Here is a 26408-nt window from a genome sequence, read left to right as displayed (position 1 = left end):
GCTCCCTTAAGCTCCGACGATCAGCGTATATACAATCCCAGGTCCATGAACGCCGATCGTCAGATCATTCTCAATATCGGCTGAACGGCTGGGTCCTGAAATAAAGTGAATACCTGCCGGTAACCCTTCCCCGCCCATGCGGTCAAAATTCACAAGCACCTCCCCCAGCCTTGTAACAAGCCTCTCTACGGGCAGAATAACAAATAAGACTGTAGGAAGCAAGCTGACGGAGCGCCCTTTGCCGGCTGCGGAGAGAACCGTAACGGAACCGGTGTAGGCTGCGGCATAATCGGCCATCACTACGCCGAAATCCGCTTCCGCCGCCCGTGTTTTCCAGTAACTCGGGTTATCCTCACCGTCTGTTGTGCTCGAGTTCCATACCTTGATCTCCGCCCCGGGCAGTGCCTGCTCCAGCTGCAGCAACGCCAGCTCCGGCTGGTCCTGGCGCATTATGCGCCGCGCTCCCGTTTCCATAGCTTTGCCGGCTATGAAAGCACTCGCCCGTTCCATATCTGGAAGCCTCTCCACATGACCGCCCGCACTCCGAAAGTTCGCTTCGAAGGCGCTGATCCGCTCCTCCTCCTGCCAATCGAACTCTCCCCAAAACGCGGGAGCTCCCCGGAACGGGTGAGCAGGGGCGGCAGCAATCCGCGGGCGGCCGAGTTTGCCTGCAATCCCATTCATAAACGCCTCCTGCTTCAGTCGCGACTTCCGCTCCAGCTCCTCCAGCCAGTCTTTATGCGTATCAACCATTGCTATGCCCCCCTTTACGGTTCTGCTGAAGTTTTCGTTCCTCCAGCCTGTTCCTGATCTCCGGACTCATCTCCTGCAGGCCCCGTCGCAGTTCTTCTTGCAGTGTCGGCCATTGGTCGCGAAACGATTGCTTGGGCAATCCAGGCGTTACTCTGTAGCTGTTCCAGCCCTTCAACGGACCGAGCTTCAACCGGATGCCCCCGTCACGGAGCACCAGCCTCTGTCCGAGCTTGCCCAGCTTAAGCATCCCGCTCATCACCTTGGCATTCCCTGCGGCAGCGGCAAATCCTCTCATCCCTATCGTCTCCAGCGTGTTGCCGTGACCTCCCTCTACTTTACGGCGGCGCAGATACACGAGCATGTCATGCAGCGGGATTTTGACCGGACAGGCTTCATAACAAGCGCCGCATAAACTGGACGCATTCGCAATATCGTCCCAATCCGCGACATTCTTCTGCAGTGCAGGAGTCAAAACGGCACCGATCGGGCCGCTGTAAGTCCCGCCGTAGGCGTGGCCGCCGATGTGGCGGTATACCGGACATGCGTTTAGGCACGCACCGCAGCGGATGCAGTTCAACAGCTCCTGAAACTCCGGATCGCCAAGCTGATTCGACCTGCCGTTGTCGAGAATAATGATGTGCATTTCGTCCGGACCGTCGGCATCCGCCTCACGACGCGGACCTGTAATGCCTGACATATAGACGGTCAGCTTTTGGCCTGTAGCCGATCGCGGCAGCAGTGTAGCCATGACCTCCAAATCGGTCCAGGACGGAATGATGCGTTCCATGCCCATCAGCGTAATTTGGGTGCGCGGGACCGTGGTCACCATGCGCGCATTGCCTTCATTCTCGAACAGCACCATCGAGCCGGTTTCGGCAATCGCGAAGTTGCAGCCGGTCATGCCGATGTCGGCTTCGAGGAACTTTTCCCTCAGCTTTTTGCGCACAAAGCCCGCCAGCACCGTTGTATCCGGTTCCAATCGTTCCCCTGCCTCGGCCGAGAGCAGGTCCGCAATTTGATACCGGTTTTTGTGGATCGCCGGTATGATAATGTGAGACGGGGTTTCTCCCGCCAATTGGATAATATACTCGCCCAAATCCGTTTCTACCGCCTCTACGCCGATCGTTTCCAATGCATGGTTGAGGTGAAGCTCCTCCGATACCATGGATTTCGATTTTACGACGGACTTGGCGGACTTCCGTTCAGCAATAGCCAATGACAGGCTCACAGCTTCTTCCGCCGTTTCGGCAAAGTGGACATGAACCCCGTTCGCCCGGGCGTTTTCCGTAAATAAGTTCAAATAATAATCTAAATGTGCGATCGTATGCAGCCGGATCTGGCGTCCGCGCTCCCTCCAGTCGTCCCAGTTGCCGTGATCGGCGGAGGCGTTCTTCTTCCCGTTGCGCAGACGCTCTGTCGTAAACTTTACCGCTTTTCGCAAAAACTCATCGTTCAGGGCCAGATCCGCCCGCTCTTTCACCGTACTCTTCCTGGTTTTCGCTGCACTCATGCCGATTCCACTCCTTCCGCCAGCAGCTCCGCCAAATGCATAACCCTGACTGGCTCATTACGGTAACGCAAGTTGCCGGCGATGTTCATGAGACAGGCCATATCCAGCCCTACTAGCACCTCCGCCTCCGTCTCCTTAACATGGTCCGCTTTTTCAGTCACCATCGCTCCGGAGATATCCGCCATTTTGACCGCAAACGTGCCCCCGAACCCGCAGCAGTCCTCCGCAAAAGGCAGCGGTACGAACGTAAGCCCCTTCACATGCTGGAGCAGCTCCATCGGCTCTTCCTTCACCCCAAGCAGCCGGCTTCCGTGGCAGGAAGGATGGTAGGTAACTTTATAAGGAAACACCGCTCCTATATCCCTGACCCCCAGGACCTGCACCAGAAACTGCGTAAACTCATACGTCTTCCGCTGCAGCTCCTCCGCCTTGGCCTTCATCACGGGATCGTCTTTAAAAAGCTCGCTGTAATGGTGAATCATATAGGTACAGGAACCGGAGGGAGAAACCACAAAGTCGCTGTGTTCAAAAGCTTGCAGTATCGTCCGAGCCGTTTCCCGGGCTTCCCCCCAATAACCGCTGTTATATGCGGGCTGCCCGCAGCAGGTCTGCACCCGTGGAAATTCCAGTTCGATGCCGTACCGCGCCAGCAGACGGGCCATGGCCTCGCCGACCTTCGGGTACAATGTGTCGCTTAAACAAGTAATGAATAAGGAAACCTTCATGGTACACCTCATTGATCAAAATTTTTAATTATTTATCAGGTTGTCAGACAAGTTAATTGTAACAAAACCTTCCTCTTACGGGAAGGTTTTTCTCGAAAATATGGTATTTTCTGCAACAGCATGTTTTATACGGTAGTGACCCTGACTCCCTGTTCCCGGACCCCGGCAAGCAGGTCCTCCGTCAGTCGGCGGTCGGTGATGATATGATGAATCTCCTTCAAATCTCCGATTCTGGCAAAAGAAGGCGTCCCGAACTTGCTTGCATCGGCCAGCAGGTAGGTATATTCCGCAGCCCTCAGCATCTGCTGCTTAATCCGCGCCTGCAGTTCGTTGGATTCGCTGATCCCCCGCTCCGGATGGATGCCTTTGCACGATAGAAACGCCTTATCGACATGATACTCTTCCAGTGACCGTTCAGCGGACGGGCCTACATAAGACAGTGAGCGCCTGGCGAGGAGCCCGCCGGTAGAGATGACTTCAACCTGCTCTTTCCCGCTTAGTTCCATCGCTACTTTGATGGAATTGGTCAGTACCGTAATCGGCAGGTCGGGCAAAATCTGTGCCATGTACCATGCGGTTGTGCTGGCATCGAGCAGAATTTTGTCTCCGGCGGACACCCGTTTTACCGCTTCTTCCGCAATGCGCTTCTTCTCCCCGGCATGCATCACTTCACGCTCGAAATAGGGAATTTCAGGCTGCTGGTCCTTCACGCTGACGGCCCCTCCGTGCGACCTGCGCAGGCGGCCGGCCTGTTCCAGCCGATCCAAATCCCGCCTGATCGTCTCTTCGGTCACCTGGCACAGCTCGCTCAGCTCGGAAACCCGGATGCTGCCTTTCTCATTTACAAGCTGTACGATGCGTTCATAACGTTCTGCAACCAGCACTGCTGAATTTCCCCTTTCCTTCCTGCGCCGGCATTACCGGTGAACGGACAGCTGCCGGAAGCGCTGAAACGCTTCCTCCCAGGCTTCCCCGCCGCAAGGTTCGTATGTTTTGACACCGTAGGACTCCCGAATCGTGCGCCTGGCCTCCTGCAGTCCTGAGAATTCACCTGACGCAATCCATTGGACCGCCAAATTTCCGATGGCGCTGCCCTCAGCCGGACCAGCCCATACCGGTTTGCCGATCGCGTCTGAAGTCCATTGGCACAGCAGCTCATTATGGATGCCTCCGCCTACCATATGAAGGCCTTGAAAACTCCGTCCCGACAGCTCTTCGGTAAGCTCATACACATACCGATATTGTAAAGCCAGGCTTTCCATAACGCAACGTACGTATTGTCCTATTGTTTCGGGCCGCTTCTGGCCGGTGCGGGTGCAAAACTCTTGAATCCTCGTTGTCATCGCGCCAGGCGCAAGAAACATAGGATCGTCCGGATCAATGAAGACGCTGAAGGAAGGAGCCGTCCGGGCAGTTTCCACCAGATCCGCAAAGCTTTGTGTCTTTCCTTCCCTTGCCCATTCCCGCTGAAGCTCTTGAAGGATCCACAGACCCATAATGTTTTTGAGCAGCCGGTACTTGTTCCCCGCGCCGCCTTCATTCGTAAAGTTCAGCTCCAGTGAACGTGCCGTAATGACCGGTTGATCCACTTCCGTTCCCAACAATGACCATGTCCCGCAGCTTAAGTATGCGAAGGAGGCGCTCTCTGAGGGAACGGCAACCACCGCCGATGCGGTGTCGTGCTCCCCGACAGCCAGAACGGTAATGGCCGGTACGCCCAGCTCCGTACAGACGGAGGGCAGCAGTGTTCCTGCCGCGGTACCGGGCTGCACCGCCTGACCGAATATCGAGGAAGGGATGCCGATCCCGGATAGAAGCTCGCTGTCCCAAGAACCCGTTGACGGATTGTACAACTGCGTTGTCGTTGCATTGGAGAATTCATTCAACATCTCTCCAGTCAGGAAATAACGCAGCAAATCCGGTATCATCAAAAACCGGTGCGCCTCCTGGAGAAGGGGTGAATGCTGTTCTTTCATGGCCGCCAGTTGATAGATTGTATTAAACGGCAGGAACTGGATTCCGGTACGGTTAAAGATCTCGGATTTTCCAATACGCCCGGTTACCCGCTCCATCACACCCTCGGTCCGGCGGTCCCTATAATGATAGGGATTGCCTAACAGCTCTCCTGTGTTCCCGATAAGTCCGAAATCCACAGCCCAGGAGTCCACTGCAAGGCTGGAAGGAATCTCTCCCGCAGCCTTAGCCTTCAACAATCCCTGCTTCATTTCATGATAGAGCCGCAAGATGTCCCAATGCAGACGCCCGCTTGCCTGAACGGGTTCATTCGGAAACCGGTGAATTTCTTCCGTTACGATCCTGCTTCCGTTCAGCCGGCCGATGATAGCCCTGCCGCTGGAGGCTCCCAAATCATAAGCCAGTATACTCATAGACGATACCGCCTTCCCGATTTGATTAGAGCTGAGCCGGCGCTGCAGCCTGTTCCCGTTTGGAGAGAACTTCGCGCTCATAGGTCCGAACCTGCTCAAGCCAGGTTTCCCTTACAGGCACTCCTTGGGAAGCACAATAATAATCCCATACTGCGCCAAAAGGATATGCTTTGAACTCTTCCGTCAAAGCAAGCCTTGCCGTGTAATCACCGTCGAGCTCTGCTTTCTTTAACTCATCGACAGGCTCCAGGAACGCCCGCAGCAATGCTTTCAGCGTGTTCCGCGTACCGATTACCCATGCCGCCACACGGTTAATGCTGGCATCAAAGAAGTCCAGGCCGATATGCGTCTTCTCCAGCAGGCCTCCGCGGACCAACTCTCTACCGATATCGAGCAGCTCGTCGTCCATTACCACCACGTGGTCGCTGTCCCAGCGCATCGGGCGGCTGACGTGCAGCAGCAATCCTTCCGCGAACAATGCTAGCGAAGAAAGCTTGTTGGAAATCGTCTCCGTCGGGTGAAAGTGTCCCGCATCCAAGCAGATCAGCTTGTTGTTCTGCAGCCCATAGCCCATATAAAACTCATGGGAACCGACGACATACGCTTCGGAACCGATCCCGAACAGCTTGCTCTCCACCGCATCCAGATGATGCGCGGGGTTCAGCGGTTCCGCAAACACTTCATCCAGCGATTCCTTCAAGCGGATTCTCGGGGACATGCGGTCAACCGGCACATCTTTATAACCGTCGGGCACCCAGACGTTCGTTACGCAGGTTTGGCCCAACTGCTCGCCAAAGTAGGCGCTGATCCGGCGGGACGCTTTGCAGTGTTCGATCCAAAACTTACGAATGTCCGGGTCCGGATGGCTCAGCGTGAACCCGTCCTTTGATTTCTCATGAGAGAAGCAGGTAGGATTAAAATCCAACCCGAGCCCCTGTTCGCGCGCCCAAGCCACCCACGGTTCAAAATGCCGCGGTTCCAGTTCATCCAGATCGGGCTTTTCCTGCGTATCGGCATAGATCGCGTGTAAATTGACTTTATGTTTGCCGGGAATGAGGCGGAACGCCTCTTCCAGGTCCATTCTCAGCTCCTGCGGGGTGCGGGCTGCTCCCGGATAGTTCCCCGTGACTGAGATTCCCCCGGTAAGCTCCTGATCCCTGAACAGAAATCCTTTTACATCGTCACCCTGCCAGCAGTGTACGGATATTTTGATTTTTTCCAACTGGCGAAGCGCCTGGTCAACATCGATACCATGTTTTGCATACAGCTGTTTCGCCAGCTCGTAACCTTGCAGTATTGTCGGCTCCATGGGAATGGTCCCTCCTTTTCGTTATTATCGGGTGAATGCGGCAGGCACACCGCCGTCAATTGTAAGCATGCAGCCCGTCGTCTTCTCCGATTTGGAAGAGGCGAAGAAGGCAATGCCTTCTGCGATGTCGCGCGGATAAATGTTTACAAGCAGCGTTGTCCGTTTGCGGTAGTATTCTTCGAGCTGATCGGGCTCGATGCCGTAAGCAGCAGCCCGCTCGTTGCGCCAATTTGAGTTCCAGATCGCTGATCCCTGCAGGATTGCATCCGGAAGAATCGAATTGACACGGATGCCGTGTTCCCCGCCTTCGGCCGCAATACAGCGGGCCAAATGCGCCTCTAAGGCTTTGGCTGCACTGTAAGCAGAAGCGTTCTTGCCTGCATAAACGGAATTTTTGGAACCTACGAACACCATGCTGCCCCCGATTCCCTGCTGTTTCATCAATTTGAAGGCCTCACGCGCAACAAGGAAGTAACCTGTTCCCAACACATTGATGTTGAGATTCCATTCTTTCAGCGAAGTTTCTTCAAAAGGACTCGAAGTAGCCAGCCCCGCATTATTTACAATAATGTCCACTCCGCCGAAGGCGAGACTGCTTGCAGCATACGCAGCTGCGACGTCTTCCTCTTTCGTTACGTCCATCTTCACGGCAATCGCACGGTTTTCACCGAACTTGGCATTGATTTCGCCGGCAACCTTCTGTGCGCCTTCCTCATTCAGATCGGCCAACACGACATGCGCGCCTTCGGATACCAGCCTGCGGGCGGTTTCACTGCCGATACCGCCGGCTCCTCCTGTAATAAACGCGACTTTCCGGGAGAATTCAGCTTCGGCAGGAGCAAGGGATAATTTATATAATTCCAACGGCCAATATTCCACGTTATAAGATTCATTCTCGCTCAAAGATACGAAATTTCCGAGCGCCGTCGCCCCGCGCATGACGGCAATCGCACGGTGATACAGCGCCCCGCTCACTTGGGACATGGCCCAGCTTTTGCCTGTATTAATCATTCCGATACCCGGAATCAAAATCACACGGGGAGCAGCCTCGAACATGATGTCGCCTTCGTTTTTGTTTCGCTCAAAATAAGCCTGATACTGTTGTTTATAATCCTCGATCCCCTGCACCAGCTTCTCGGTCAATCCGGCTACATCTTTCGCATCCGGTGTCCAGTCGATAAACAGCGGCACCACTTTCGTGTGGACGAGGTGATCCGGGCAGGCGGCTCCTACTTGGGACAGCTGAGGAGAGTCGATACCGCCGACAAAAGTAAGCACGTCCTCCTGATCGTCAAATGACAGAATCATCTTCTTTCCGCCGCTGACCGCACCCCGCACGGCAGGCATCACTTGCGCCGCGATGCTGCGCCGCACTTCCGCCTCCAGAGGAGCATGCTTCAAGCCGCCGAATACCCGGTCTTCCTTGATTCGGGATTCGATAAAGCGCTCCGCTTCCGTAATAATTTCAATCGTCTTTGCATAACATGCTTCAGATGTTTCGCCCCACGTTACTAAACCGTGCTTTTCCATCAGAACCAGTTCCGCTTTCGGATTCTCGAGGACGCCTTGGGCGATCATTTTGGATAAGGTAAAGCCTGGGCGGATATAAGGCACCCATACATAACGGTCGCCGAAAATCTCGCCGGCCAGGTCGCGCCCGTTATCGGCACAGCACAAAGCGATGATGGAATCCGGGTGAGTGTGGTCCACATGCTTAAACGGCAGGAACGCATGCAGCAGCGTTTCGATCGATGCGCGCGGGTGCTTGGCGTCGATCATGCAGTTAGCCAGGTAAGCGACCATGTCTTCGTCCGACATTTCATCGAGCTCAAATAACGGGCGGATATCCTCCATGCGAAGCCCGGTAAAGTTCCCCTCTTTCATGGAAGCCAGGTCGGAACCGCTGCCTTTCACATACATTACTTCGGTTTCGCGGCCGCGAAAATCCTTGACGATCGTCTTGCTGGACGTATTCCCCCCGCCCCAGTTGCATACCCGGCGGTCCGTTCCGATCAGGTTCGAGCGGTACACCAATTCCCCTAATCCTTCCTTTGCTTTTGAAGCATCCCCTGCATTCCATAAGCTTTGTACCATGTTACGACCTCCACCATGTTTGAATAGTTTTGTTTTTGCTTGTTTTGATCATAACACCTTTGTTTGTTTTTGAATACTATTATTTATGTTTGTTTATGTCTGTTTTATGTTTGATTAATAGGGAAAGCCATTGTGCTCATTAAAGCGTTTTCAGCCTGGGTGGAGTCAAGCCGGCTGTATTGGACGATGACCGGCAGGCTGCTCGTAACCTGTATCGCATAGGGGATGCCAACTGGGATGGTTTCGGTTCCATTTGTGAGCGAACTTGTCCTGATATGTCTGGTCCTCCGTCCCGGCACCGTAACATAAATCCCGTCAATCGGGTCCCTGTCCTCAAAAAAAATCGTAAACTCTGCCATCGCGTCCATGGAACCGCTGTTCAGCACACAGACCGATTCATGGCTGGCCAGCTTGCCTGAGCTGTCCTCAGGAATATAACCGTCAGGAATATACCAAACCGTGGAACCTGCAGAAGAGTGCATCATCTAACCTCCATAATCTATAGTCATTAAGGCGAAAGACTGGTAGCCCGATAATCCTGCGGGGATATGCCAAGTGTCTTGCGGAACACTTTAGAGAAATAGTTGGGGCTTTGATAGCCCAGTTTTTCCGCCACGTCCTGGATTTTGTACTGAGCGTCGGACAGCAGCTTCTTCGCCGCATCCATCTTCACCCGTGTAATATAGGCAGTCAGCTGTTCGCCCGTCACCTGATGAAACAGCCTGGACAGGTAGGACGGGCTCACATAGCGGGCTTTCGCAAGTACGTCCAGCGATAAATCATCGCTTAAATGCGTATGAATATACAATTTCACTTGATCGATCAGCGATTCGGACGGATGTTTACGGACCGTATCCATCTTGGCTGCAACTTTGCGGTAGTTGTCCAGTAAGAAAGAGATGACTTCCTTTCTGTTTTTGTGCGCGTGAAAATTAGACATCTTCTCGGTAACCGGGACAGTCAGTTCCTGGCCCAGACTGTAGAGCAGCATTAAATTGACCAGATAATGGCTGATTCCCATATAGATAATTCCCAGACTCTCCGGGCTCGTGCGTTCTGCGGGCTCACCGCCCATGAACACTTGACCGAGGACCTTCTCCAGCAATTCCGTGTCCCTCGACTGGATCGCATCCGTCACTTTAGAGATCGCGTCATTGATATATCCGTATTGTATGGCTGCGACGGAACCGGCCATCGTAACAGGCATCAGGAGTACCCCTGGGGTCAAGGTGAATTTCAGGCTGGAAGCCAGGTAGCGGAATCCCCCGGGCCACTCCTCCCAGGACAAGAAGCTTGGGGTAAGTGCGAAAGAAACCACGGCGCCGAGAACCCGGTAAATCGTCTCCTGCGTATCGGCGAGCCTTTCATGGAGCAGAGGTATCATCTCTTCTCCGTCATCACTGCCGGCAGGTTGGATCACCATTGCCCATAACCCGTCATCGGTATGGAACGAAGCCATCCTTCCGTTCTTGTTTAACATATCGTGTATCATATTCTGTACGGCGAACTGGACAAGCGCCCGATCGTTCTCCGCGAAGCGGCCGGTCCATTCGTCCAGCCGGCAGATAACCGTAGCCGCCGGACGGTCGGCCAAGAAGGGGAGATCGAATTTGGAGAATGCCTCTGCTACCTTTTTCACCGTCCCAAACTCCTCCCGGTTCAGCAGCCGCCGGAAGAAATCATGATAGACGGACGGCAGAGCTTCCTTCACCTGCCGCCGGGCCGATTCCAACGCCATCATCCGCTCATACTGCTGCTCCAGCTCCGCAATCGCCTTCATGAGACTGGCAATCACATCCTCGTCATCGGCCGGTTTCAGCAGATAATCCGTCGCGTCCAGCTGCAATGCCTTCCTTGCATATTCGAACTCGGAGAAACCGGTCAGGAAGATCACTTTCGTTGTAGAGGAGCGGTGCCGGATTCTCTCGAAAAACTCCAGTCCGCTCATCTCCGGCATGCGGATGTCCGCGAGCACGATATCGAAAGGCGTTTCCGTAAACATAGCCAGCGCTTCCGGAGCGTAATAGCTGAACTTAATCTCTCTCAGCGGCAGGCCGGAGCCCGTCACCATCTCGGCCAAGCCTTCCGCAATCACCGGTTCATCATCTACAATCAGCAGACTATACATGGGGAATCCCTTCTTTCTATGCAGTTTCTCCAAATTTCATCGATGATGCGGGAACCTCAAACGATACACACAAGCCGCCTTCTTCCAGATTCAGGATGCGAAGCCCGGAGCTTTCCCCGAACGTATGCTTCAATCTCCAGTGGACATTCCATAACCCGCAATGGTTCGTGTCGTTCACTGACTGGTTAAGTGTGGCTGTTAACTGGCGAAGCGCTTCTTCTTCCATACCCGGGCCGTTATCTTTTACTTCAACAGAGATAAAGGTTCCGCAATGGCGGATACAAATGGTGATCAGTCCCGGCCGGTTTACTTTTTCAATCCCGTGAAGCAGGGCATTCTCTACAAGCGGTTGAATGATCAACCCCGGGACGACCGTCTGCCCGAGCCCTTCCTCCATCTCCACCCGGTAGGAAAGCTTATTGGAGAAACGGAGCAGCTGGATTTCCAGATAGGTTGACGTGTACTTCATCTCTTCTTCCAGCAATACATCCTGTTCCGAACGCTGCGTGACGAAGCGGAAATAGTCTCCGAGATATTTGCATAATTTAGCGACGTTATCCATTTCACCTGACTTTGCCATCCGGTAGCCGATATAGAAACAGTTGAATAGAAAATGGGGATTGATCTGCGATTGCAGCTGTTTCAGCTGGGCCTGCTGCATCCGGATTTTATTTTCCAGTACCTCCTCGATCAGATTCCGGAGCTGCCCTACCATTCTGTTGAACTGACGGTATACGTAGCCGAATTCATCTTCTTTCAAGTTAGGAATGTATACGTTTACATCTCCTTTTTCAACAGCTTTCATCGTTCGGACCAACCGGTTCAGCGGTTTATGGATCTGCTGGAAAATCAGCAGGGAATAGACAAACAGGAAGGCGAACGAGACCGCTGCAAGGATCCAAAACGAATTCCGGATACGGTTAACTGACCCGAGGACCTGGCCTTCCTCCACATACGAAATGACGGTAAAGAACTGGTCTTTCGAGCTTTGAACCATATAACGAACCCCGTTCCACTCGATTTTCTTGAGCTCGGGGCTGTTTTTCAATGTTTCATAGATCACTTTATCCGTGCTGGTCAGGTACTCCCGCCCTACATACCTTTTCGAAGCATTATCTACCAGAAAGGTATGATATTTGTCGTCGGCATCGAATTTTTTGAGGGATTCCAATATTTTGGATTGAGAAATTTCCACCCCAAGCAGATAGCTGACCTCGGTCTCCGAATTCTGCGTGATTGCTATGGTATAAGTAATGGAATTATTGTCTATGAACCGGTCCATCAGGGAGAATTTCCCTATGTGCCTATTCAGGAAGCCTCTCTTGCTGTCTTCAATCTTTACCAAGCCGCCCTTATTGACTGACAATTGCTTGCCTGAGCGGGGCAGCAGCAGAAACACATCAGTGACATAGTCGCTGGAGTAATAAACAATATTCATCTTCGATTGGATTTGGTTGGATAGTTGAAGTACTTCATAGGTTAATTTGGAATCCTGCATCAGCAGAAGGCTCGGGAGATCCGGATCGTTATTAAGCGCTACCAGCATCTGATTGACGTTTTGGAGCTCATCTTTTAGATACTCCAGGAAAAACTGCAGTTTGCTGTGCGTCGAAGATTGGGTCTCCGAAGAAATGGTGCTTCCCGCCTTCCATGTGGTGCTTAAACTCGTCCCATACAGGGGGAGTGCCACGATCAGAAAACCCAAAAATACTTTCATGAACACGCTCATTCGAAGCCATCTTGCTATTATGCTCATCGGAACCACCTCAGCACCATCATATCACCGGAAATGCCAAACAAACAGGAGAAACTTCTCCTGTTTGCCGCGTTTGCCGCGTTACCCTTTTACAGACCCAAGTACGATGCCTTTGACAAAATATTTTTGAAGGAATGGATACACAAGCACAATCGGAAGCATCGCTATGAAAATTTGAGCAGAATACAAGGAGCGTTTCGCTACCTCGGATATTTGCTTAGCCCCGTCCAGCGTAATCGCGTTCTTCGTCTGTTCGAGCAGAATTTGCAAATACGTTTGGAGCGGGTAATGGGCAGGGCTCTTCATGTAGATCAGGCCGTCGAACCACGAATTCCAATGGCCCACGACACTAAACAGCGTCAAGGTGGCAATGGCCGGCATAGAGAGCGGTACATAGATTCGGATCAGGGAAACCAGATGATTCGCCCCGTCCATGAATGCGGACTCTTCAAGCTCTTTGGGAAGCTGACGGAAGAAATTCAGCAGCATGATCACATTAAATACAGGGACGGCACCCGGAAGCACCAAGGCCCAGATCGTGTCCATCAGATGAAGCTGCTTCATCAGCATATAGCTTGGGATCAGACCGCCGCCGAACAGCATTGTAAACACAATAAACCATACATAGACGCTTCTTAACGGAAAGTCCCTGGATTCTTTGGACAGCGGATAAGCCAGCAGAAATGTCAGGATCATATTGAGCGTAACACCCAGCCCGATTCTTTCAAACGTAACTAGAAAAGATCTAAGGTACTTGGTGTTCGTAAAGGCCTCTTCATACGCTTCCGTCGTAAATCCGATCGGCCATAACCCTACGAGATTTGCATTCGCCGGCCCCTTTGAACTGAAGGACACCGCAAGCAGATGAAACATAGGAAGGATACACAGCAGGCCTATGGCCAGCAGGATCAGGTAATTGGCAAAAGTAAACACGCGGTAGGCTTTGGAATCATAGGCTTTCACCAGAGGGCGCCTCCTTTCTAGAAAATCCGGTAGTTCGCAAACCGGTAGGCCAGCGCATAGGAAACGGAAATGAGAATCAGACTGACCACGGACTTGAACAGCCCTACCGCTGTCGCTAAACTATATTGGGCATCTACGAGCCCGATTCGGTAGACAAAAGTGTCAATAATATCTCCGGTGTCGTAAACCAGCGCGTTATACAGGTTAAATATCTGATCGAATCCGGCATTCAAGATGCCCCCGATGCTCAGCGTGGCCATCAGGACGGCCACAGGCAGAATGCCCGGAATCGTGATGTTCAACGTTTGCTTCCAACGATTGGCCCCGTCGATTACGGCTGCTTCATACAATTGGGGATTGATCCCGCTTAGGGCGGCCAAATAAATGATGGTGGAAAATCCGAATTCTTTCCATACGTCCGTACTGATCAGCACTGCCCGGAACCACTGCGGATCTCCGAGAAAAAAGACCGGATCGATAGAGAACCATGACAAGATTTGATTGACGGCCCCTCCCTGCATGGACAGGATATCGATCAAAATACCTCCTAAAATAACCCAGGACAGAAAATGAGGGAAGTACACCATCGTCTGGACCATCCGCTTCACCATCGCCTGCCGAACTTCATTCAGCAGCAAGGCGAACAGGATCGGAATGAGAAAACCGAAAAAAATCTTTAATCCTGCGATAATTAGCGTGTTACGAACGACCGCCGACGTATCCGGAAGTTCCAGCATGAACTTGAAATATCGCAGTCCGACCCATTCGGAACCGAAAAATCCTTTTGTCGGATTGTAATCCTGAAATGCGATGGAGATGCCCACCATAGGAATGTAATTGAAAATGATCAGGAATACGATGCCCGGAAGCATCATTAGATGGAGCGGCCATGTTCTATGCAGCAGCAGCCCTCTTCTCGGCCGCTTGGTTGCGCGCGGTGGCGCCGTCTCCCGTACCGTTCTCAGCATCGGCAATCTCTCCTGTAGTATGGGGCAAGGCTGTGCGGCAGCAGCCGCACAGCCCCGTACCCAAGTGAATTCATGTTAATGTGTCTTCATCCATTCGTTAACTTCTTCAGCAATCTTGGCTCCGCCCAAATCGTTGTATTTCTTCGCGAAGTTGTCGAACTCGCTGACAGGCACGGCGCCCATGATGATTTTGGTCAGCGTTTCGAATTCCAGCTTGTTCAAAGCCGAACTCTTGGCTTGCATTTCCGGTGTAGGTGCATCAAAGAACAGCGAGTACTGCAGCTTATCGTATTGGCCCAGCAAATACTCGGCATCGTAGAATACTTTGCGGAACGCCCACGCGGTATTTTTGTCAGCGGCCATGACATTGTTCTTATAATTCTCGATGGCTGCCGAGCTGACCAGCTTGGATTCGTCCTTTTCGTCGATCGCAGCTTTGATTTCTTTACCCGTCTGGATGTTGCGGACCGGAGAATCGAACGTGTACGGTTTCATGTACTGGTGAGCGCTCATATCTTTGTAGACGCCTTTTCCGGCTTCCTTCCAGAACTTGCCCGGTTCGCCTGTGTTGTCCTGCATCATTTGAGTTACGTTCATCGCCTTGATCAGCGCTTCCGGATGCTCATAACCTTTACGGACCACGATCCAGTTGTTTGCAAAAGGCAGCGCCTTCGGCACGACTTTGCTTCCGTCCAGGGTAGGCGTCAGCGCCACGTCCCAGTCGGCTTTCGGATTGTTCGTCAGGGAATCTTTCAAAGGCCAGATCGGGTAGTAGAACGGTCCGAAGACGATACCGATTTTACCTTCTGCAATGGACTGCCCCACCTTCGGAAGGTCTTTGACCGCGAATTCCGGATCGAACGCTCCCATTTTGTAAAGCTCCTGCATTTTCGTTAATACATCTTTCATTTTCGGATTCAGGCTGTCATAACGGGCGTTGCCGTTCTCGTCCTTCACCCAAAGGCCAGGGTAAACGCCCATGCCTGCCGCGATCGCGTCCAGCGTCGTCGTTCCCGGAAGCGTGGCGGGACCGCCTGCTTCGTTGCCTTTATCCATCCCGATGGCGTACGTGTCTTTCTTTCCGTTGCCGTCCGGATCCTGCTCAACAAACGCTTTGGCCACCGCTACCAGCTCATCGATGGTCGTTGGCATTTTCATGCCGACTTTCTCAAGCCAGTCTTTACGCACATACATCAAGGATACGGAGTTCCCCATATCGTAAGGAAGCGGAATACCGTAGATTTTGCCATTCTTGGTTGCAGGCACGAAAGCAGCGTTGTCCTGGAATCCCATATTCGCTTTCAATTCAGGAGTAGCATACTTTTCCCAAGCTTCCGTCAAGTCTTCTACCTGGTCGTTCTTGATCAGCTTGCTCAGCTGGTCCAAGGTCACCTGTGTAGCGTCTGGAATATCATTGGAGGCGATGTCCAGATTTACTTTCTCGTTGATTTTGGCGCCGTCCGCCACCCATTTATTCGAGAATTCGATATTCAGGAACTCTTTCATGTAACGGGTGTGCAGATTGTCGTCGATGCTTTCCCCTGGAGCGAATTTCATAATGTCATTTACGCCGGACCACACCGTCATCTTGACCGGTGTTTCGTACTTGCCGAGCGGATCGATCTTTACCTCCACGGCCGGTTTCTCTTCCTGCGGTGCAGGTGTGTTGTTCTTCCCGTTCTCACTTGCTGTGTTATTTGCGTTTCCACAAGCCGCTGTCAGTGTCAGCGACGCGATGGCAGCAAGGACCGCTGCCTTCTTTACCCAAGCTGTCTTCTTCATGCGTTAGAAACCCCTCTCTAATGCAATATTGGTCTACTTCTTCATGATAACGGAGCCGATGTTGGGTTAATAGAATAATATTTTGCGGTTGCGGCGTTTTATTGCACTCTTCCTGTCACTTCATAGAAACGGGCTGTATACGGTTTAGAAAAATGGACTGTAAGCTTCCCTGCAGACTTGCTGTAATAGAACGGAGCTTGGAAAACATCTTCTTGCGGGTACAGCTGCCGGATCGACGTTTCACCCGAGAACCAGTCGTTCAGCGGCACTTCAAACCGGTCCTCGGCGGATCCCAGCCTCCATACGGCCAGCAGCATGCGGTTCTGATCCTTGTGCCATAAGCCTATAGATCCCCAAGCTTGCTGTTCTTTCAATTTCAGCAGGCCGGTAGGGTAAACCGGCACGGAACGGCGGATGTGGCCTCTCTCTTGTTTATAAAGAGCCGTGGCTTGTTGAATCAGCGCCATATTCCAGCTGTCCGCAGCATAAAGGTGCCCGGCGAGATACATATTGCCGCATAACCCGTTGATCATGTTGAACACCGTTTCTTCCCCGTCTTTCATCTTGGCCTGAAACGATTCGCTGAGCACGACTCCCGGTGTATTCTGCTCCAGAAACGCAAGCGGGTACGGGTAGGCCCAGATGCCGGCCTGTTCCGGAAGAATCGCGGCGAGCGAACCTTGCAGAATCGAGGGATAGTTATAGTAGAATTCCTGGTCGCTTGTGCTCTGCAGGTGAAAATGGGAAAGGGCGGCGTAGTCTTCCCTCATGCCTCCGGATCCGCAGTTCTCCAGAATCAGCTGCGGATGCCTGCGCCGGATGCCATCGATAAATGCATAGAAAGCGTCTGCGTTTCTTCGGAGGTCGTCCACCGAGACTCCATCCGGGCTGTCGGCAACAGGAATGAAATCGTTGTAGTCATTCTTGATGAAACGGACCCCCATCCCAGTCAGGCGATCGATCAGAGCCTCGAAGTAGGCGCAGACCTCCGGGTTCGAGAAGTTAAGGAACACGCGGTCCGGCCCGCCGATTCTAACGCCGTTCCGATAGAGATACCAGTCCTTATCCTTGGCGGCGATCGAAGATTCCTCATGGCACATTTCGATTTCAAGCCAAATCCCCGGCATCATCCCTCGGGAGGCGATATAATCCAGAATCCCCTGCAGTCCGCCCTCGCCGAAGCGTTCATCCACCGGCAGCCAGTCGCCTAATTTCTGTACGGGCACTTCCGTATGCTCCATGAACCATCCCGCATCGATGCAGAAGCATTCGGCTCCCGCCTCGGCAGCCGCATCGATTAGAGGAATCAGCCTTTCCCGGGTAGGCAGGCCCCAGATGCCGTTCATGAAATCGTTGTAAACGAGCGGGAACTCGCCTTCCCAAGCCGGCGCCGGTTTCAGCGTGCTTCTGCGGTAGCTTGTCAGTTGGCTGACCGCTTCGTTAAAACCGCCTTCCGAGCAGCCGTAAGCCGTCGGAACGGAGGTGTAGCTTTCCCCCGGCAGCAGCTGTTTCTTCCAGCCGCCGAATCTCTCGCTGCCGGCATCCGTGTGAACGTATAAACAACCGCTGTCATCGTTCCAAGAACCGCGGAAGCCGATCTCGATGTTCCACGAAGTCGAGGTCTCCACCTGGAAATACCATACCTTCCCTGTTTCCATATCTTCCAGAACCAGCATCGGCAGGTATTTGGCCGTACTGAAACTGCCTACAGAGGAGAACCGGATCGTATTGGACGGCGGGTGCGGCGAACCGTGATACAGGCCGAGATCCTCCAGGTTCCCCGTACGCCATTGCCCTTCCCCGTGCCATGTCTGCATCGCATAGTGGACCCTGATTTTTTTGGGATCCTGCCAGTGCCTGACGCCGTCCGTGGCGATGCCGCTCAGGCTCATCGAGGAGAGGTGGTTCATCAACACCGGTTCGGTGCCCGTATTCACGACCGTTGTCGTTTGCCGGATCACATTCGCTCCCGGAATGAACGTCATCCGGACTTGAATCTGTAAGTTATAGGCTGCATGCAGGTAGGTAAGCAGCAACCCGTCTTCCCGTTGTTCTTTGCTTAGCAGAGTACATTCGGCAGGTATGGAGGTCATCCCTCCAAGCGGTACAGGGAACACCCCTCTCGGCTTTCCTGTCAGACCCAACTGAAAATTGGGAAGTGATATGGGAGCAACCCGGTCTTTCCTGTTTTCAGAAGTATTTAGGGCTGTCTGCACGAGCGTATCTCCGTGCTGGGCGAATTCCAGATGCATGCCCTGATGGGCCACCATCCATTTGGTGTTTTCCTGAACGAGAGTCATTCTTTGCTGCACTTCCTTTCTTGTTCATAAACGTCACGGCTGTGCCGTTTACCTTGTTTGCACAGGGATGATGTTATAAATGTTCTGGGCATTCTTGTACATGATTTTCTCCGCCAATTGTTCCGCTTGTTTCAACGTGAAGTAGCCTTGGTCCACCTTCTCCGACAGCACGCGCGTAAGCACATGGCGGAATGCCATCGATGCCCCCACCGCTTCCTCGGAGGTCCAGGTATCGCCGCCCCAGGCCAGCGTATGAATGTTAGGCAGCACTTCAATGTACATGTGCAGCGCCTGAACGGCCGCGGAAGTAGAGATCAAAGGCAGCCAGTTGATGTCGATCAGGACGTTCTGATAGTTGTGCGCCAGTCCCGCCGTCTCATGAATCCAGGGAAATCCGCCGTGGAACAAAACAAACTTGTTTCCCGGATGCGAAGCGATGAGCCCTTCCAAATTCAGCGGATTGGAACCTTCAAGCAGCGCTAATCCGGTATGAATCTGAATGGGCAGATCCAGCTCTTCCGCGATCCGGCATGCCGCGTCGAGTATATAATCGCCGAAGCGGTTCTGCTCCTCTTGGCTCAGCTCCGACGGATGCTTCAGGTACAGCGCTTCCGCTTGTTCGCGGGTTACGGTCTGAAAGCGGATCGTGCGCTGGTAAGCCGATGCGCATTTCAATCCTGCGATCGAAGGCCTGCGCCGGACAAGTTCCTCCCTTAACAGCCCCAGATAGGTATCCAAATCTGGGATTACATACCCTGCATTGGCATGCGGATTGCATCCGTCATGATCGACCGATTCCGGGTGGAAGCCCTGCATCCACATGTCCAGCCGATATACAGCCGTGACCATATCCGGGTAGCCTACATCGCTCCCCGTATTCCAATAGCAGTCTTCCAAAAAGCGGATGTACCCTGCCTTCTCCTGCAGGAGGCGGATATGGTATCCCGGCTCCTGATGGGCCCGGCGGATCTTCTCGGAAAGGCTGTCCCAATTATCAGGCGTAATTTCCTCCTCCCCGTAAATGGAACAAACAGATTTCTCCAACCAGACAAAATAGGAATTGCAACGGATCTTCTCCAGCCAAGCCGCACGAGCGCCGGCTTCAGGGGCCGGCGGAGCGGTATACCATCCTACATAAGAGCAAGAGAACAGCGTATTCAGGGACATGTCTGCGTAGAAATCGTCATCCCTGTGGTGTTCGTGTGTACTGAATATTGGGGTTTGTGCTATAAAGGAAGCCAACTGCTCTTTCGTGTTATTCATGTCTCATTCCTCCATTTGTTCCGCCTATGCCGAGTTTATCCTGGACCGGATAGGCCTCGATGCGGATGCTTTCCGGATAGCCGTCTTCCAGCACCAGCTCCAGAGAATCCGGATACCGGAGCAAGCCTTCCACTGTTCCGTTGCTTTCTTTCCATTGCATTTCCACCCAGCCGTGCTTCGTCGGAAGCCTGCCTTCCGCCCATTGGACAGTCTGGAAAGGGACTGTAACCTTCAGACGCCCGTGCCCTTGTTCCATGACGTTAACGCCCAGTATCAGCTGATACAGAATATAGCCGGGCGAAGCTCCCCATCCATGGCACATACTGACACGCGGTTCTTCCCACAAATAGGTCGGCACATTGCCCTGGTAAGTACTCGGAGTCACGCAGAAGGGACTGGCGTGATCGTACGTCTCCCACCAGGTCACCGCTCCCCGCGCCACCATGCCGCCCCAGTAATTGCGGATCAGACCGGCAGCTTCCTTGCGGCGGTTCAGCTTCAGGAACACTTCCAGGACGATATGCTGGAAGAAGGCTCCTTTCACTTCAGCTGCTTTACCCGTGTCGTAATAGTCAGTAAGGAACCGGTCAGCCTGCTCCTCCGTCATCAGGTTCGCCCAAATCGCCAGGAAATTGGTTTGCAGCGAGACGTGCTCCGAAAGCTGGCTTCCGTCCATACAGTCTGCATAAGCACCCTGCTCTTCAATCCATAGATTGGTTCTAATCGCAAGTTGAAGTGCCTCCGACTTATTCCGCAGCTCCTCCGCATATTCCGTCAAGCCGAGCGCTTCAGCCAGCAGAACCATGCACCGCAAGGCTTTGTAGTAGATACAGGAGATGGCCGTAACCTTATCCCTCCGGTCGAGGTGCTCCGTCCAGTCGATAAAGCAGAAGAAACCGGGGCGCGCCGCATCGGCGAACAATCCCGTCTCATCGGCCTGTGCGTCGAACCACTGTAAGACGCGTACGAGATTCGTCCAAATCTGCTCGAGAAAAGCACGGTCCTGCGTGTACATATAGTACTCATACACGCCGATCAGCCAATGTCCGTTGAAGTCCGGAAGCAGCATCTTGTTCGTTTCCGGACCGGTACCGGGAATCCACCCTTCCTCTTGCTGAATGCGCGCCCCCTGCAGCAGGCATTTGCGGAGCAGCTTCGTTTCACCGTACATATGATAGATCACTTTGCCCATCACTACGGCATCGGCTACCCACAGCGCCTTTTCCCGCCAAGGGCAGTCCTCGAGATGGTCCTGGCTGTTCATGACCGTCGTGATCCGGCTGATGTCCCATATGCGGTCCAAGAGCGGATCCGACGTCCGGAACGTGCCCGCCTCCGGAAAATCATAGTGCTGATTCTCAAAGCGGAACATTAGCAGCTCCACCGGCTGCGGGGTTGCCATCAACGTCAGCTGCACATACCGGCATGCCCTGCGGCCGTAAGGCTGAAGCACGTTCAGCCCTTTTTTCAATAAAAAGGTATCGACGTACTGCAGTTCCAGCGACTCGCCGTAAGCGAGACGGACCACACCGCCCTCAGGTGCATCGATGCGCAGTTCAGGGCGTCCGACTACTTCGGTTGCAAAATCGTAGACGATGCCGGGCAAAGATCCCGGAACAGAAGCATCAATCCGAATCGGGAAGGCAACGGCAGATTCATAGGAAGCTTCCTGCACAGCGTCCAGTCTGCCGTAATTCCTTTCCGTCCGAACCACCGCTTTAGGAGATACCCACTCTTTGTGCAAAAAAGGGATTTCCCTCTCCAAAAGCCGCGGCCATGGGCCTGCCGGATCGTTCGCAGCCGCAGCGATGACCGCCGGCGCCCAAGCAGAATCATCGTATTCGGGCTGTTCCCAGCCGTCTTCCCGGTCCGCTGCATAAATCTCGTTAAATCCGCCCCAGCGGCTGATGCGCATCGTCCGGGTTTCGTACCGCGGTGAAATTCTGCATTTCCATGATGTGTCCGTAACCAAAGGGCTGCCTGCCATATCAAAACTCACGATCAGACCGGCCTCGCCCTGCATCTGTTCAATCACAATGTCCTTCTCTCCGAACCGGTACCCTACGGCTGCGATGCAATTGATGCCGGGCTGCAGAAATTCCGTCACATCATACGAATCGTAATACTGCCACTCCGGCGAACAAGGGTTGGGGCCCCGTCCGATCAAGTGCCCGTTTACATAAAGCAGATATTCCTGAGAGGCTGAGATGTGAAGCTTGGCATCAGTTACTTTGCTCACTTGAAAAGCCTTGCGGAAATCCACGTAGCTGTTGGTTAACGTCGAGAGGCTCTCATGCCAGATCCAGCTTGCTTCCGGATTCATGGTGACTCCGTCCCCTCAGCGACAGGCTGCTCCCTATGAAGCTTAGCCCGCCTTGCAATTTCACTGAATTTATTCTCTAGCAAAAGCTTGCCGTACTCGGCCATCCCGGTATACGCCATATGTCTCCAGAACTCCCAAGGCCCGACCTGCCTCCAGCCTTTCAGCTGCATGCGGAGAATCGTACGCTCGCTGTCCGCGTAGGCTTCCCTTGTCGCTTCATCCCATTGCAGCATCTGTCCTGCTAAAGCGGCCAGCCTGTCGGTGATCAGCTCCGCATATCTCTCGCCGAGTTCGGGGGACGATCCTTTTTCGATCTCGTCCGTAACCCCATAGTCCGGGTCCTCTTTAATCCGGTCCATAGCTACCAAGTCCGGATGCAGATGCCATAACAGGGACGTTTCGCCGATGCCTGCGTGATCTCCCCAGTACCCTGCATCCAACGCCAGCCAATATTCCGGAACGCCCAGGACAGGCACCTGCAGCCGCTCCGTCATGCGCACGGCCGCCTCGCGTACCACAATCTGCTGGTTGTGACCATAATGTCCGGTGACGATAATAATTGCTTTAAACCCGTTTCGGACCGCTTCTTCGCACAGCTTCTCGATCCAAGGGCGAAGCATAACATTGTCCCAGTCGTATTCGCCCTCGATAATGACCGTTGCAGGTTTGTCCAATCCGCCCATGCCCCCGTACAACGGAGGATGGACCACGCCGCCTCCCGCTTTGCGTGCGGTGCGCACCAACAGCTCATGCGCCTTAAGCGAATCGAGCCCGAGCGCATTATGTTCCCCATGCCATTCCACGGTGCCGAGAGGCAGAAACAATACGGGCAGTTTCGCCTGCGCCTGCCTGAATTCGGCCGGAAGCATGCGCTCCCATTGAATTTGTTCTCTTGTCAGTTCCTGTTCCACTCTGCGTACCCCCTGTAAGTAGTGTCCATTTCATCTTAAGACAGTTGCCGGAGGGCGGTAAGAACAATATTTTTACCTTCGGATACTTTCTTGCCGTGTCTCTTTTGAATAGAAAATCAGCCATACTCTTTAGAAAATACGCCAAGAACCGGCACGTCCGTCCGTGCTACATTGGGGGCAGATCGAACATCACCTGAAAGGACTGTTGAACATGAATGTATTGAGCAAAGAGACTGTGGAGGCTTACCGGGAGTACGGATTTGTGCAGATCGACGATGTGCTGACACCGGAAGAAGTGAGGGAGCTTGCTTCGTATATGGAAGAGGCGATGGTGCAGAAAAATGAACATGCAGTGAACCAGGACGCCCCTGGCGGAAGTTACTATAGAGTGCTGAACCAGAAGGTCAATGTGTGGAGAGACCATGGGGGCATGGCGCAATTCTCGTTTCACTCTAAGCTCGCACGGATGGCGTTAGAGCTCACAGGTGCGGAAGGCATCCGCTTATTCCATGACCATGCGCTGTGGAAAATGCCCCAGGATTCCAAACCTACCCCCTGGCATCAGGATTTCCCCTACTGGCCGATGAACGAGCCCGGCGCCTTGTCGATCTGGATTCCAGTAGACGATGTGGATGAGAATAACGGGTGCATGATGTTCGTGCCGGAGTCGCAGAAGAAAGGGAAACTGACGGGGATCGATTTTCTAAATCCGCAGGACCTGTTCGAGATTGCTGACATGAAGGACATGGAGAAAGATAAACCGGTCAAAGTTCCGCTCAAGGCAGGCAGCTGCACGTTCCATAACGGCCTGACGTTTCACTACGCGCATGCGAATCTGACGGACCGCCCAAGACGCGTACTGGCGATCATCTACATGCCGGACGGCACCACCTACAGCGGCCAGCCTCACCAGATGACGAACGATATAGGACTGGTTGTGGGCGAACCCATCAAGGGACCGCTGTTCCCGCTGCTGGCCAAAAAATGAGAAAAACGCCTGACGGCGTCCTTGGCTAACAAGGTTTCTCGAAGCCCGTTTTCGTTTCCGGGACAACGCAGGTGGCAGGAAATGAATTTCCTTGTATTGTTGCCTGTTTTCGCTATTTGCCTGGATCCAGAGAAAACCAGCAAAGGTACGACTGCCATTTTCCTTGTAGAGCACCTGTCACAGCACGACAAGGTAATTCATCGTCGAAATTTCTGCAATACACTCCAAATTTCCGGAAATAGAGTAATTACACAGCAGGCTAGCGTAATCGGTTACCTTACCCGACGCAAGATGAATAGGCTAGCGGAAAAACTTATATATTCTGATAAACTTAAAGCCGTTCCAGTTTACACCACTCCGGCAGCTGTATTACAATCAGGAAAATACCGCTGCCGGAGGGATCGGCCTTGCATAAACTTAGAAACACAGATTACTTCCCCACTGCGGGTCTTCAATTTCACTGCGACCGGGTTATACTATCTCCCCATGTTACCGTTACGCCCCACTCCCATGAGTTCATTGAGCTGGTCTATATTGAAGAAGGCAGCGGCCGGCACAGCTATAAAGGAAACACCAGCCGGATCAGCGCCGGAGATGTGTTCATGATCGAACCGGACGTGGAGCATGCGTACTACGTCGATTCCTCCGAACCTCTGATTGTCCATAATCTGCTGATCGGCCCCGCTTTTTTGCAGCAGGAAATCCAGTCGCTCTCCAAGTTAAGTTCGTTTATTGAGTTTTACTTTGTGGAACCGATGCTCCGGGGCACCTTTCAATTCAAAACCTTTCTAAACCTGGAATATACCCAGCAAATCTATCTAAAGGAACAGCTAAAGCGCATATCGGAAGAATACCGCGACCAGCCCGTCGGATACTCTCTGGCGATTAAGTCACAGCTTGTGACTTTATTTATTTTCCTGACCCGGTGTTACGAGCAAAAGAACGGCCCCCAAACGATGCTGTCCCGCGACCATCGCCTAATGGATTCAGTCTGCGCTTTCATTCACAAACACTACGCCCAACCGTTGTCGCTGGATCAGGTCAGCAGGCTTTGCGGGATGAGTGCGGCTTCTTTTTCCGCGAAGTTCAAGAAACACGCCGGCAAAACGATGATTGAATACCGCAACGACATCCGCCTTTCCCAAGCCCTCCGGCTGATTACCGATACGGACATGAAAATGACGGACATTTCCAGCGAGGTCGGGTTCGAAGATGTCAGCTTTTTCAACAAGCAATTCAAACTAATGTACGGACAATCCCCTTCCCAATTCAGAAAGAAGCAGCCCTTCCGCTAAATCCATCGTTTCAGCTGCCGGTAGCGTGTCGGCTGCTCCCCCGTCTGCTGCTTGAACCAGCGGGAAAAGTAGTGAACGCTGCCGTAGTTCAACTTCTCTGAGATTTCTGTTACCGTGAGATCGGTCTCCTGCAGCAGCAGTTCAGCCTGCTGCAATTTGCACTGCAAGTGATAGGCATGGGGCGAAATGCCATATGCTCTACGGAACATCCGTGAGGCATAGTCATGGCCGTACGGTGTCCATTCCTCCAACCAACCGGGCAGATATGTTTCATAGGCATGCCGTTCCAGCTGATGCCGGATCCATGCCGCCTCCTCCTTCTGCGGGAAAGGACGGGGACCCGCTGCTTCCAGCCAGCGATACAATTTAGCCTTCCACTGAAGCAGCAGACAAGAAATTACGATGCCGGAATAGCTGTCCCCCGTCCGGTATTCCTTTACCATCTCCTCGAACAAGGGTTTTGGCCACATCCCCGGATTGCTGCAGTACGGAATCCCATCCAAACGTTTCTCCGCGCAAGGAACCGGATGCAGCCGGTCCATCGAATCTGCAGGGAGGATCGTCACTTGCTGTGATCCGGAGCCGGCAGAATCATCACCCTCTACGGAATCAGGACTGAAATGCAGCCCGTACAATACAAAAGGTTCCTCCCCGTCCGCCTCAAACCGGTGAGGTTCTCCCGGACCGTAGTAGAATAACGAGCCTGGCTCGGCCGTGTACTTATTTCCCATGATCTCGGCTGTCCCGCGCCCTTTTTCCACATAAATGAACTGATGATCGCAAATGATTCTGGGCCCGAACGTTTCCCCCGGCGTACAGAACAGCCTGTTCACGAAATGCAGCCTAGGTTGCGACGTCTGGATCATGCTGCCTGATTGCTTCATAAAAGCCCCTCCTATTCGAGAAAAAACTCCGGTAAAGTGCAAATCAAACACCGAAACTGCAAAGACGGA

General features: G+C 53.1%; 20 protein-coding genes. 2 read left to right on the top strand and 18 right to left on the bottom strand.

Annotated elements, in window-relative coordinates:
- Positions 1-6: 6 nt before the first annotated feature.
- The 17 genes from ACFSUF_RS08690 to ACFSUF_RS08610 all read right to left on the bottom strand — a co-directional run bounded on the left by ACFSUF_RS08690 (position 7) and on the right by ACFSUF_RS08610 (position 23172).
- Positions 7-753, bottom strand: coding sequence for a LutC/YkgG family protein (locus tag ACFSUF_RS08690; RefSeq protein WP_377602112.1), 747 nt, complete (start codon positions 751-753; stop codon positions 7-9).
- Positions 746-2263: a LutB/LldF family L-lactate oxidation iron-sulfur protein gene (locus tag ACFSUF_RS08685; protein ID WP_377602110.1), complete on the bottom strand. Its 1518-nt coding sequence runs from the start codon at positions 2261-2263 to the stop codon at positions 746-748. The genes ACFSUF_RS08690 and ACFSUF_RS08685 overlap by 8 nt, the downstream gene beginning before the upstream one ends.
- On the bottom strand, positions 2260-2988 hold the full coding sequence (locus ACFSUF_RS08680; RefSeq protein WP_377602108.1) for a (Fe-S)-binding protein: 729 nt from the start codon (positions 2986-2988) through the stop codon (positions 2260-2262). The genes ACFSUF_RS08685 and ACFSUF_RS08680 overlap by 4 nt, the downstream gene beginning before the upstream one ends.
- A gap of 125 nt (positions 2989-3113) precedes the next feature.
- Positions 3114-3872: a DeoR/GlpR family DNA-binding transcription regulator gene (locus tag ACFSUF_RS08675; RefSeq protein ID WP_377602107.1), complete on the bottom strand. Its 759-nt coding sequence runs from the start codon at positions 3870-3872 to the stop codon at positions 3114-3116.
- Between the two features lie 33 nt (positions 3873-3905).
- Positions 3906-5375 carry a rhamnulokinase gene (locus ACFSUF_RS08670; protein WP_377603133.1) on the bottom strand — a complete coding sequence of 490 codons (1470 nt, stop codon included), beginning with the start codon at positions 5373-5375 and terminating at the stop codon, positions 3906-3908.
- 25 nt (positions 5376-5400) lie between these two features.
- Positions 5401-6684 (bottom strand): L-rhamnose isomerase, encoded by a 1284-nt coding sequence (gene rhaA, locus ACFSUF_RS08665; RefSeq protein ID WP_377602105.1) that lies wholly within the window; start codon positions 6682-6684, stop codon positions 5401-5403.
- A gap of 24 nt (positions 6685-6708) precedes the next feature.
- Entirely contained in the window at positions 6709-8778 is a 2070-nt protein-coding gene (locus ACFSUF_RS08660) for a bifunctional aldolase/short-chain dehydrogenase (protein ID WP_377602103.1), read from the bottom strand.
- 104 nt (positions 8779-8882) lie between these two features.
- Positions 8883-9260 (bottom strand): sensory rhodopsin transducer, encoded by a 378-nt coding sequence (locus ACFSUF_RS08655; RefSeq protein WP_377603132.1) that lies wholly within the window; start codon positions 9258-9260, stop codon positions 8883-8885.
- Between the two features lie 26 nt (positions 9261-9286).
- Positions 9287-10906 (bottom strand): response regulator transcription factor, encoded by a 1620-nt coding sequence (locus ACFSUF_RS08650; protein ID WP_377602101.1) that lies wholly within the window; start codon positions 10904-10906, stop codon positions 9287-9289.
- A 16-nt stretch (positions 10907-10922) separates the two neighbouring features.
- A complete protein-coding gene (locus ACFSUF_RS08645; protein WP_377602099.1) occupies positions 10923-12662 on the bottom strand; it encodes a sensor histidine kinase in 1740 nt (579 codons plus the stop codon).
- Positions 12663-12743: 81 nt separating this feature from the next.
- On the bottom strand, positions 12744-13625 hold the full coding sequence (locus ACFSUF_RS08640; RefSeq protein WP_377602097.1) for a carbohydrate ABC transporter permease: 882 nt from the start codon (positions 13623-13625) through the stop codon (positions 12744-12746).
- 17 nt (positions 13626-13642) lie between these two features.
- A complete protein-coding gene (locus ACFSUF_RS08635) occupies positions 13643-14500 on the bottom strand; it encodes an ABC transporter permease (RefSeq protein WP_377603131.1) in 858 nt (285 codons plus the stop codon).
- Between the two features lie 168 nt (positions 14501-14668).
- Positions 14669-16375, bottom strand: coding sequence for a hypothetical protein (locus ACFSUF_RS08630; protein WP_377602096.1), 1707 nt, complete (start codon positions 16373-16375; stop codon positions 14669-14671).
- Positions 16376-16473: 98 nt separating this feature from the next.
- Positions 16474-18675: a glycoside hydrolase family 36 protein gene (locus tag ACFSUF_RS08625; RefSeq protein ID WP_377602095.1), complete on the bottom strand. Its 2202-nt coding sequence runs from the start codon at positions 18673-18675 to the stop codon at positions 16474-16476.
- A 48-nt stretch (positions 18676-18723) separates the two neighbouring features.
- Positions 18724-19938: an amidohydrolase family protein gene (locus ACFSUF_RS08620; protein WP_377602093.1), complete on the bottom strand. Its 1215-nt coding sequence runs from the start codon at positions 19936-19938 to the stop codon at positions 18724-18726.
- The gene (locus ACFSUF_RS08615) at positions 19931-22261 is read right to left on the bottom strand and encodes an alpha-L-rhamnosidase-related protein (RefSeq protein WP_377602091.1); all 2331 of its coding nucleotides are present in this window, start codon (positions 22259-22261) and stop codon (positions 19931-19933) included. Before ACFSUF_RS08615 ends, ACFSUF_RS08620 begins: the two co-directional genes overlap by 8 nt.
- The gene (locus ACFSUF_RS08610) at positions 22258-23172 is read right to left on the bottom strand and encodes a creatininase family protein (RefSeq protein WP_377602089.1); all 915 of its coding nucleotides are present in this window, start codon (positions 23170-23172) and stop codon (positions 22258-22260) included. Before ACFSUF_RS08610 ends, ACFSUF_RS08615 begins: the two co-directional genes overlap by 4 nt.
- Before the next feature lie 211 nt (positions 23173-23383).
- Here ACFSUF_RS08610 and ACFSUF_RS08605 point away from each other — a divergent pair, with 211 nt between their 5' ends.
- Entirely contained in the window at positions 23384-24160 is a 777-nt protein-coding gene (locus tag ACFSUF_RS08605; RefSeq protein WP_377602087.1) for a phytanoyl-CoA dioxygenase family protein, read from the top strand.
- A 407-nt stretch (positions 24161-24567) separates the two neighbouring features.
- Positions 24568-25455, top strand: coding sequence for an AraC family transcriptional regulator (locus tag ACFSUF_RS08600; protein WP_377602085.1), 888 nt, complete (start codon positions 24568-24570; stop codon positions 25453-25455).
- On the opposite strand, the gene ACFSUF_RS08595 is transcribed toward ACFSUF_RS08600, so the two are convergent.
- On the bottom strand, positions 25452-26339 hold the full coding sequence (locus tag ACFSUF_RS08595; RefSeq protein ID WP_377602083.1) for a helix-turn-helix domain-containing protein: 888 nt from the start codon (positions 26337-26339) through the stop codon (positions 25452-25454). The genes ACFSUF_RS08600 and ACFSUF_RS08595 overlap by 4 nt on opposite strands.
- Between the last annotated feature and the right edge of the window lie 69 nt (positions 26340-26408).

Origin of the sequence: Paenibacillus gansuensis, from assembly GCF_042684925.1 — a bacterium.
In the GTDB taxonomy this organism is placed as follows: Bacteria; Bacillota; Bacilli; order Paenibacillales; family DY6; genus Paenibacillus_N; species Paenibacillus_N gansuensis.
Note: the sequence above shows the minus strand (reverse complement) of the source record. Positions and strands in the feature narration are given on the sequence as shown.

Excerpts from the sequence above, each read along its gene's own strand:
- ACFSUF_RS08630 (WP_377602096.1), bottom strand. The coding sequence starts at position 16,375 with ATGAAGAAGACAGCTTGGGTAAAGAAGGCAGCGGTCCTTGCTGCCATC.
- ACFSUF_RS08620 (WP_377602093.1), bottom strand. The coding sequence starts at position 19,938 with ATGAATAACACGAAAGAGCAGTTGGCTTCCTTTATAGCACAAACCCCA.
- ACFSUF_RS08690 (WP_377602112.1), bottom strand. The coding sequence starts at position 753 with ATGGTTGATACGCATAAAGACTGGCTGGAGGAGCTGGAGCGGAAGTCG.
- ACFSUF_RS08670 (WP_377603133.1), bottom strand. The coding sequence starts at position 5,375 with ATGAGTATACTGGCTTATGATTTGGGAGCCTCCAGCGGCAGGGCTATC.
- ACFSUF_RS08655 (WP_377603132.1), bottom strand. The coding sequence starts at position 9,260 with ATGCACTCTTCTGCAGGTTCCACGGTTTGGTATATTCCTGACGGTTAT.
- ACFSUF_RS08680 (WP_377602108.1), bottom strand. The coding sequence starts at position 2,988 with ATGAAGGTTTCCTTATTCATTACTTGTTTAAGCGACACATTGTACCCG.
- ACFSUF_RS08650 (WP_377602101.1), bottom strand. The coding sequence starts at position 10,906 with ATGTATAGTCTGCTGATTGTAGATGATGAACCGGTGATTGCGGAAGGC.
- ACFSUF_RS08605 (WP_377602087.1), top strand. The coding sequence starts at position 23,384 with ATGAATGTATTGAGCAAAGAGACTGTGGAGGCTTACCGGGAGTACGGA.
- ACFSUF_RS08660 (WP_377602103.1), bottom strand. The coding sequence starts at position 8,778 with ATGGTACAAAGCTTATGGAATGCAGGGGATGCTTCAAAAGCAAAGGAA.
- ACFSUF_RS08615 (WP_377602091.1), bottom strand. The coding sequence starts at position 22,261 with ATGAATCCGGAAGCAAGCTGGATCTGGCATGAGAGCCTCTCGACGTTA.
- ACFSUF_RS08625 (WP_377602095.1), bottom strand. The coding sequence starts at position 18,675 with ATGACTCTCGTTCAGGAAAACACCAAATGGATGGTGGCCCATCAGGGC.
- ACFSUF_RS08595 (WP_377602083.1), bottom strand. The coding sequence starts at position 26,339 with ATGAAGCAATCAGGCAGCATGATCCAGACGTCGCAACCTAGGCTGCAT.
- ACFSUF_RS08685 (WP_377602110.1), bottom strand. The coding sequence starts at position 2,263 with ATGAGTGCAGCGAAAACCAGGAAGAGTACGGTGAAAGAGCGGGCGGAT.
- ACFSUF_RS08635 (WP_377603131.1), bottom strand. The coding sequence starts at position 14,500 with ATGATGCTTCCGGGCATCGTATTCCTGATCATTTTCAATTACATTCCT.
- ACFSUF_RS08645 (WP_377602099.1), bottom strand. The coding sequence starts at position 12,662 with ATGAGCATAATAGCAAGATGGCTTCGAATGAGCGTGTTCATGAAAGTA.
- rhaA (WP_377602105.1), bottom strand. The coding sequence starts at position 6,684 with ATGGAGCCGACAATACTGCAAGGTTACGAGCTGGCGAAACAGCTGTAT.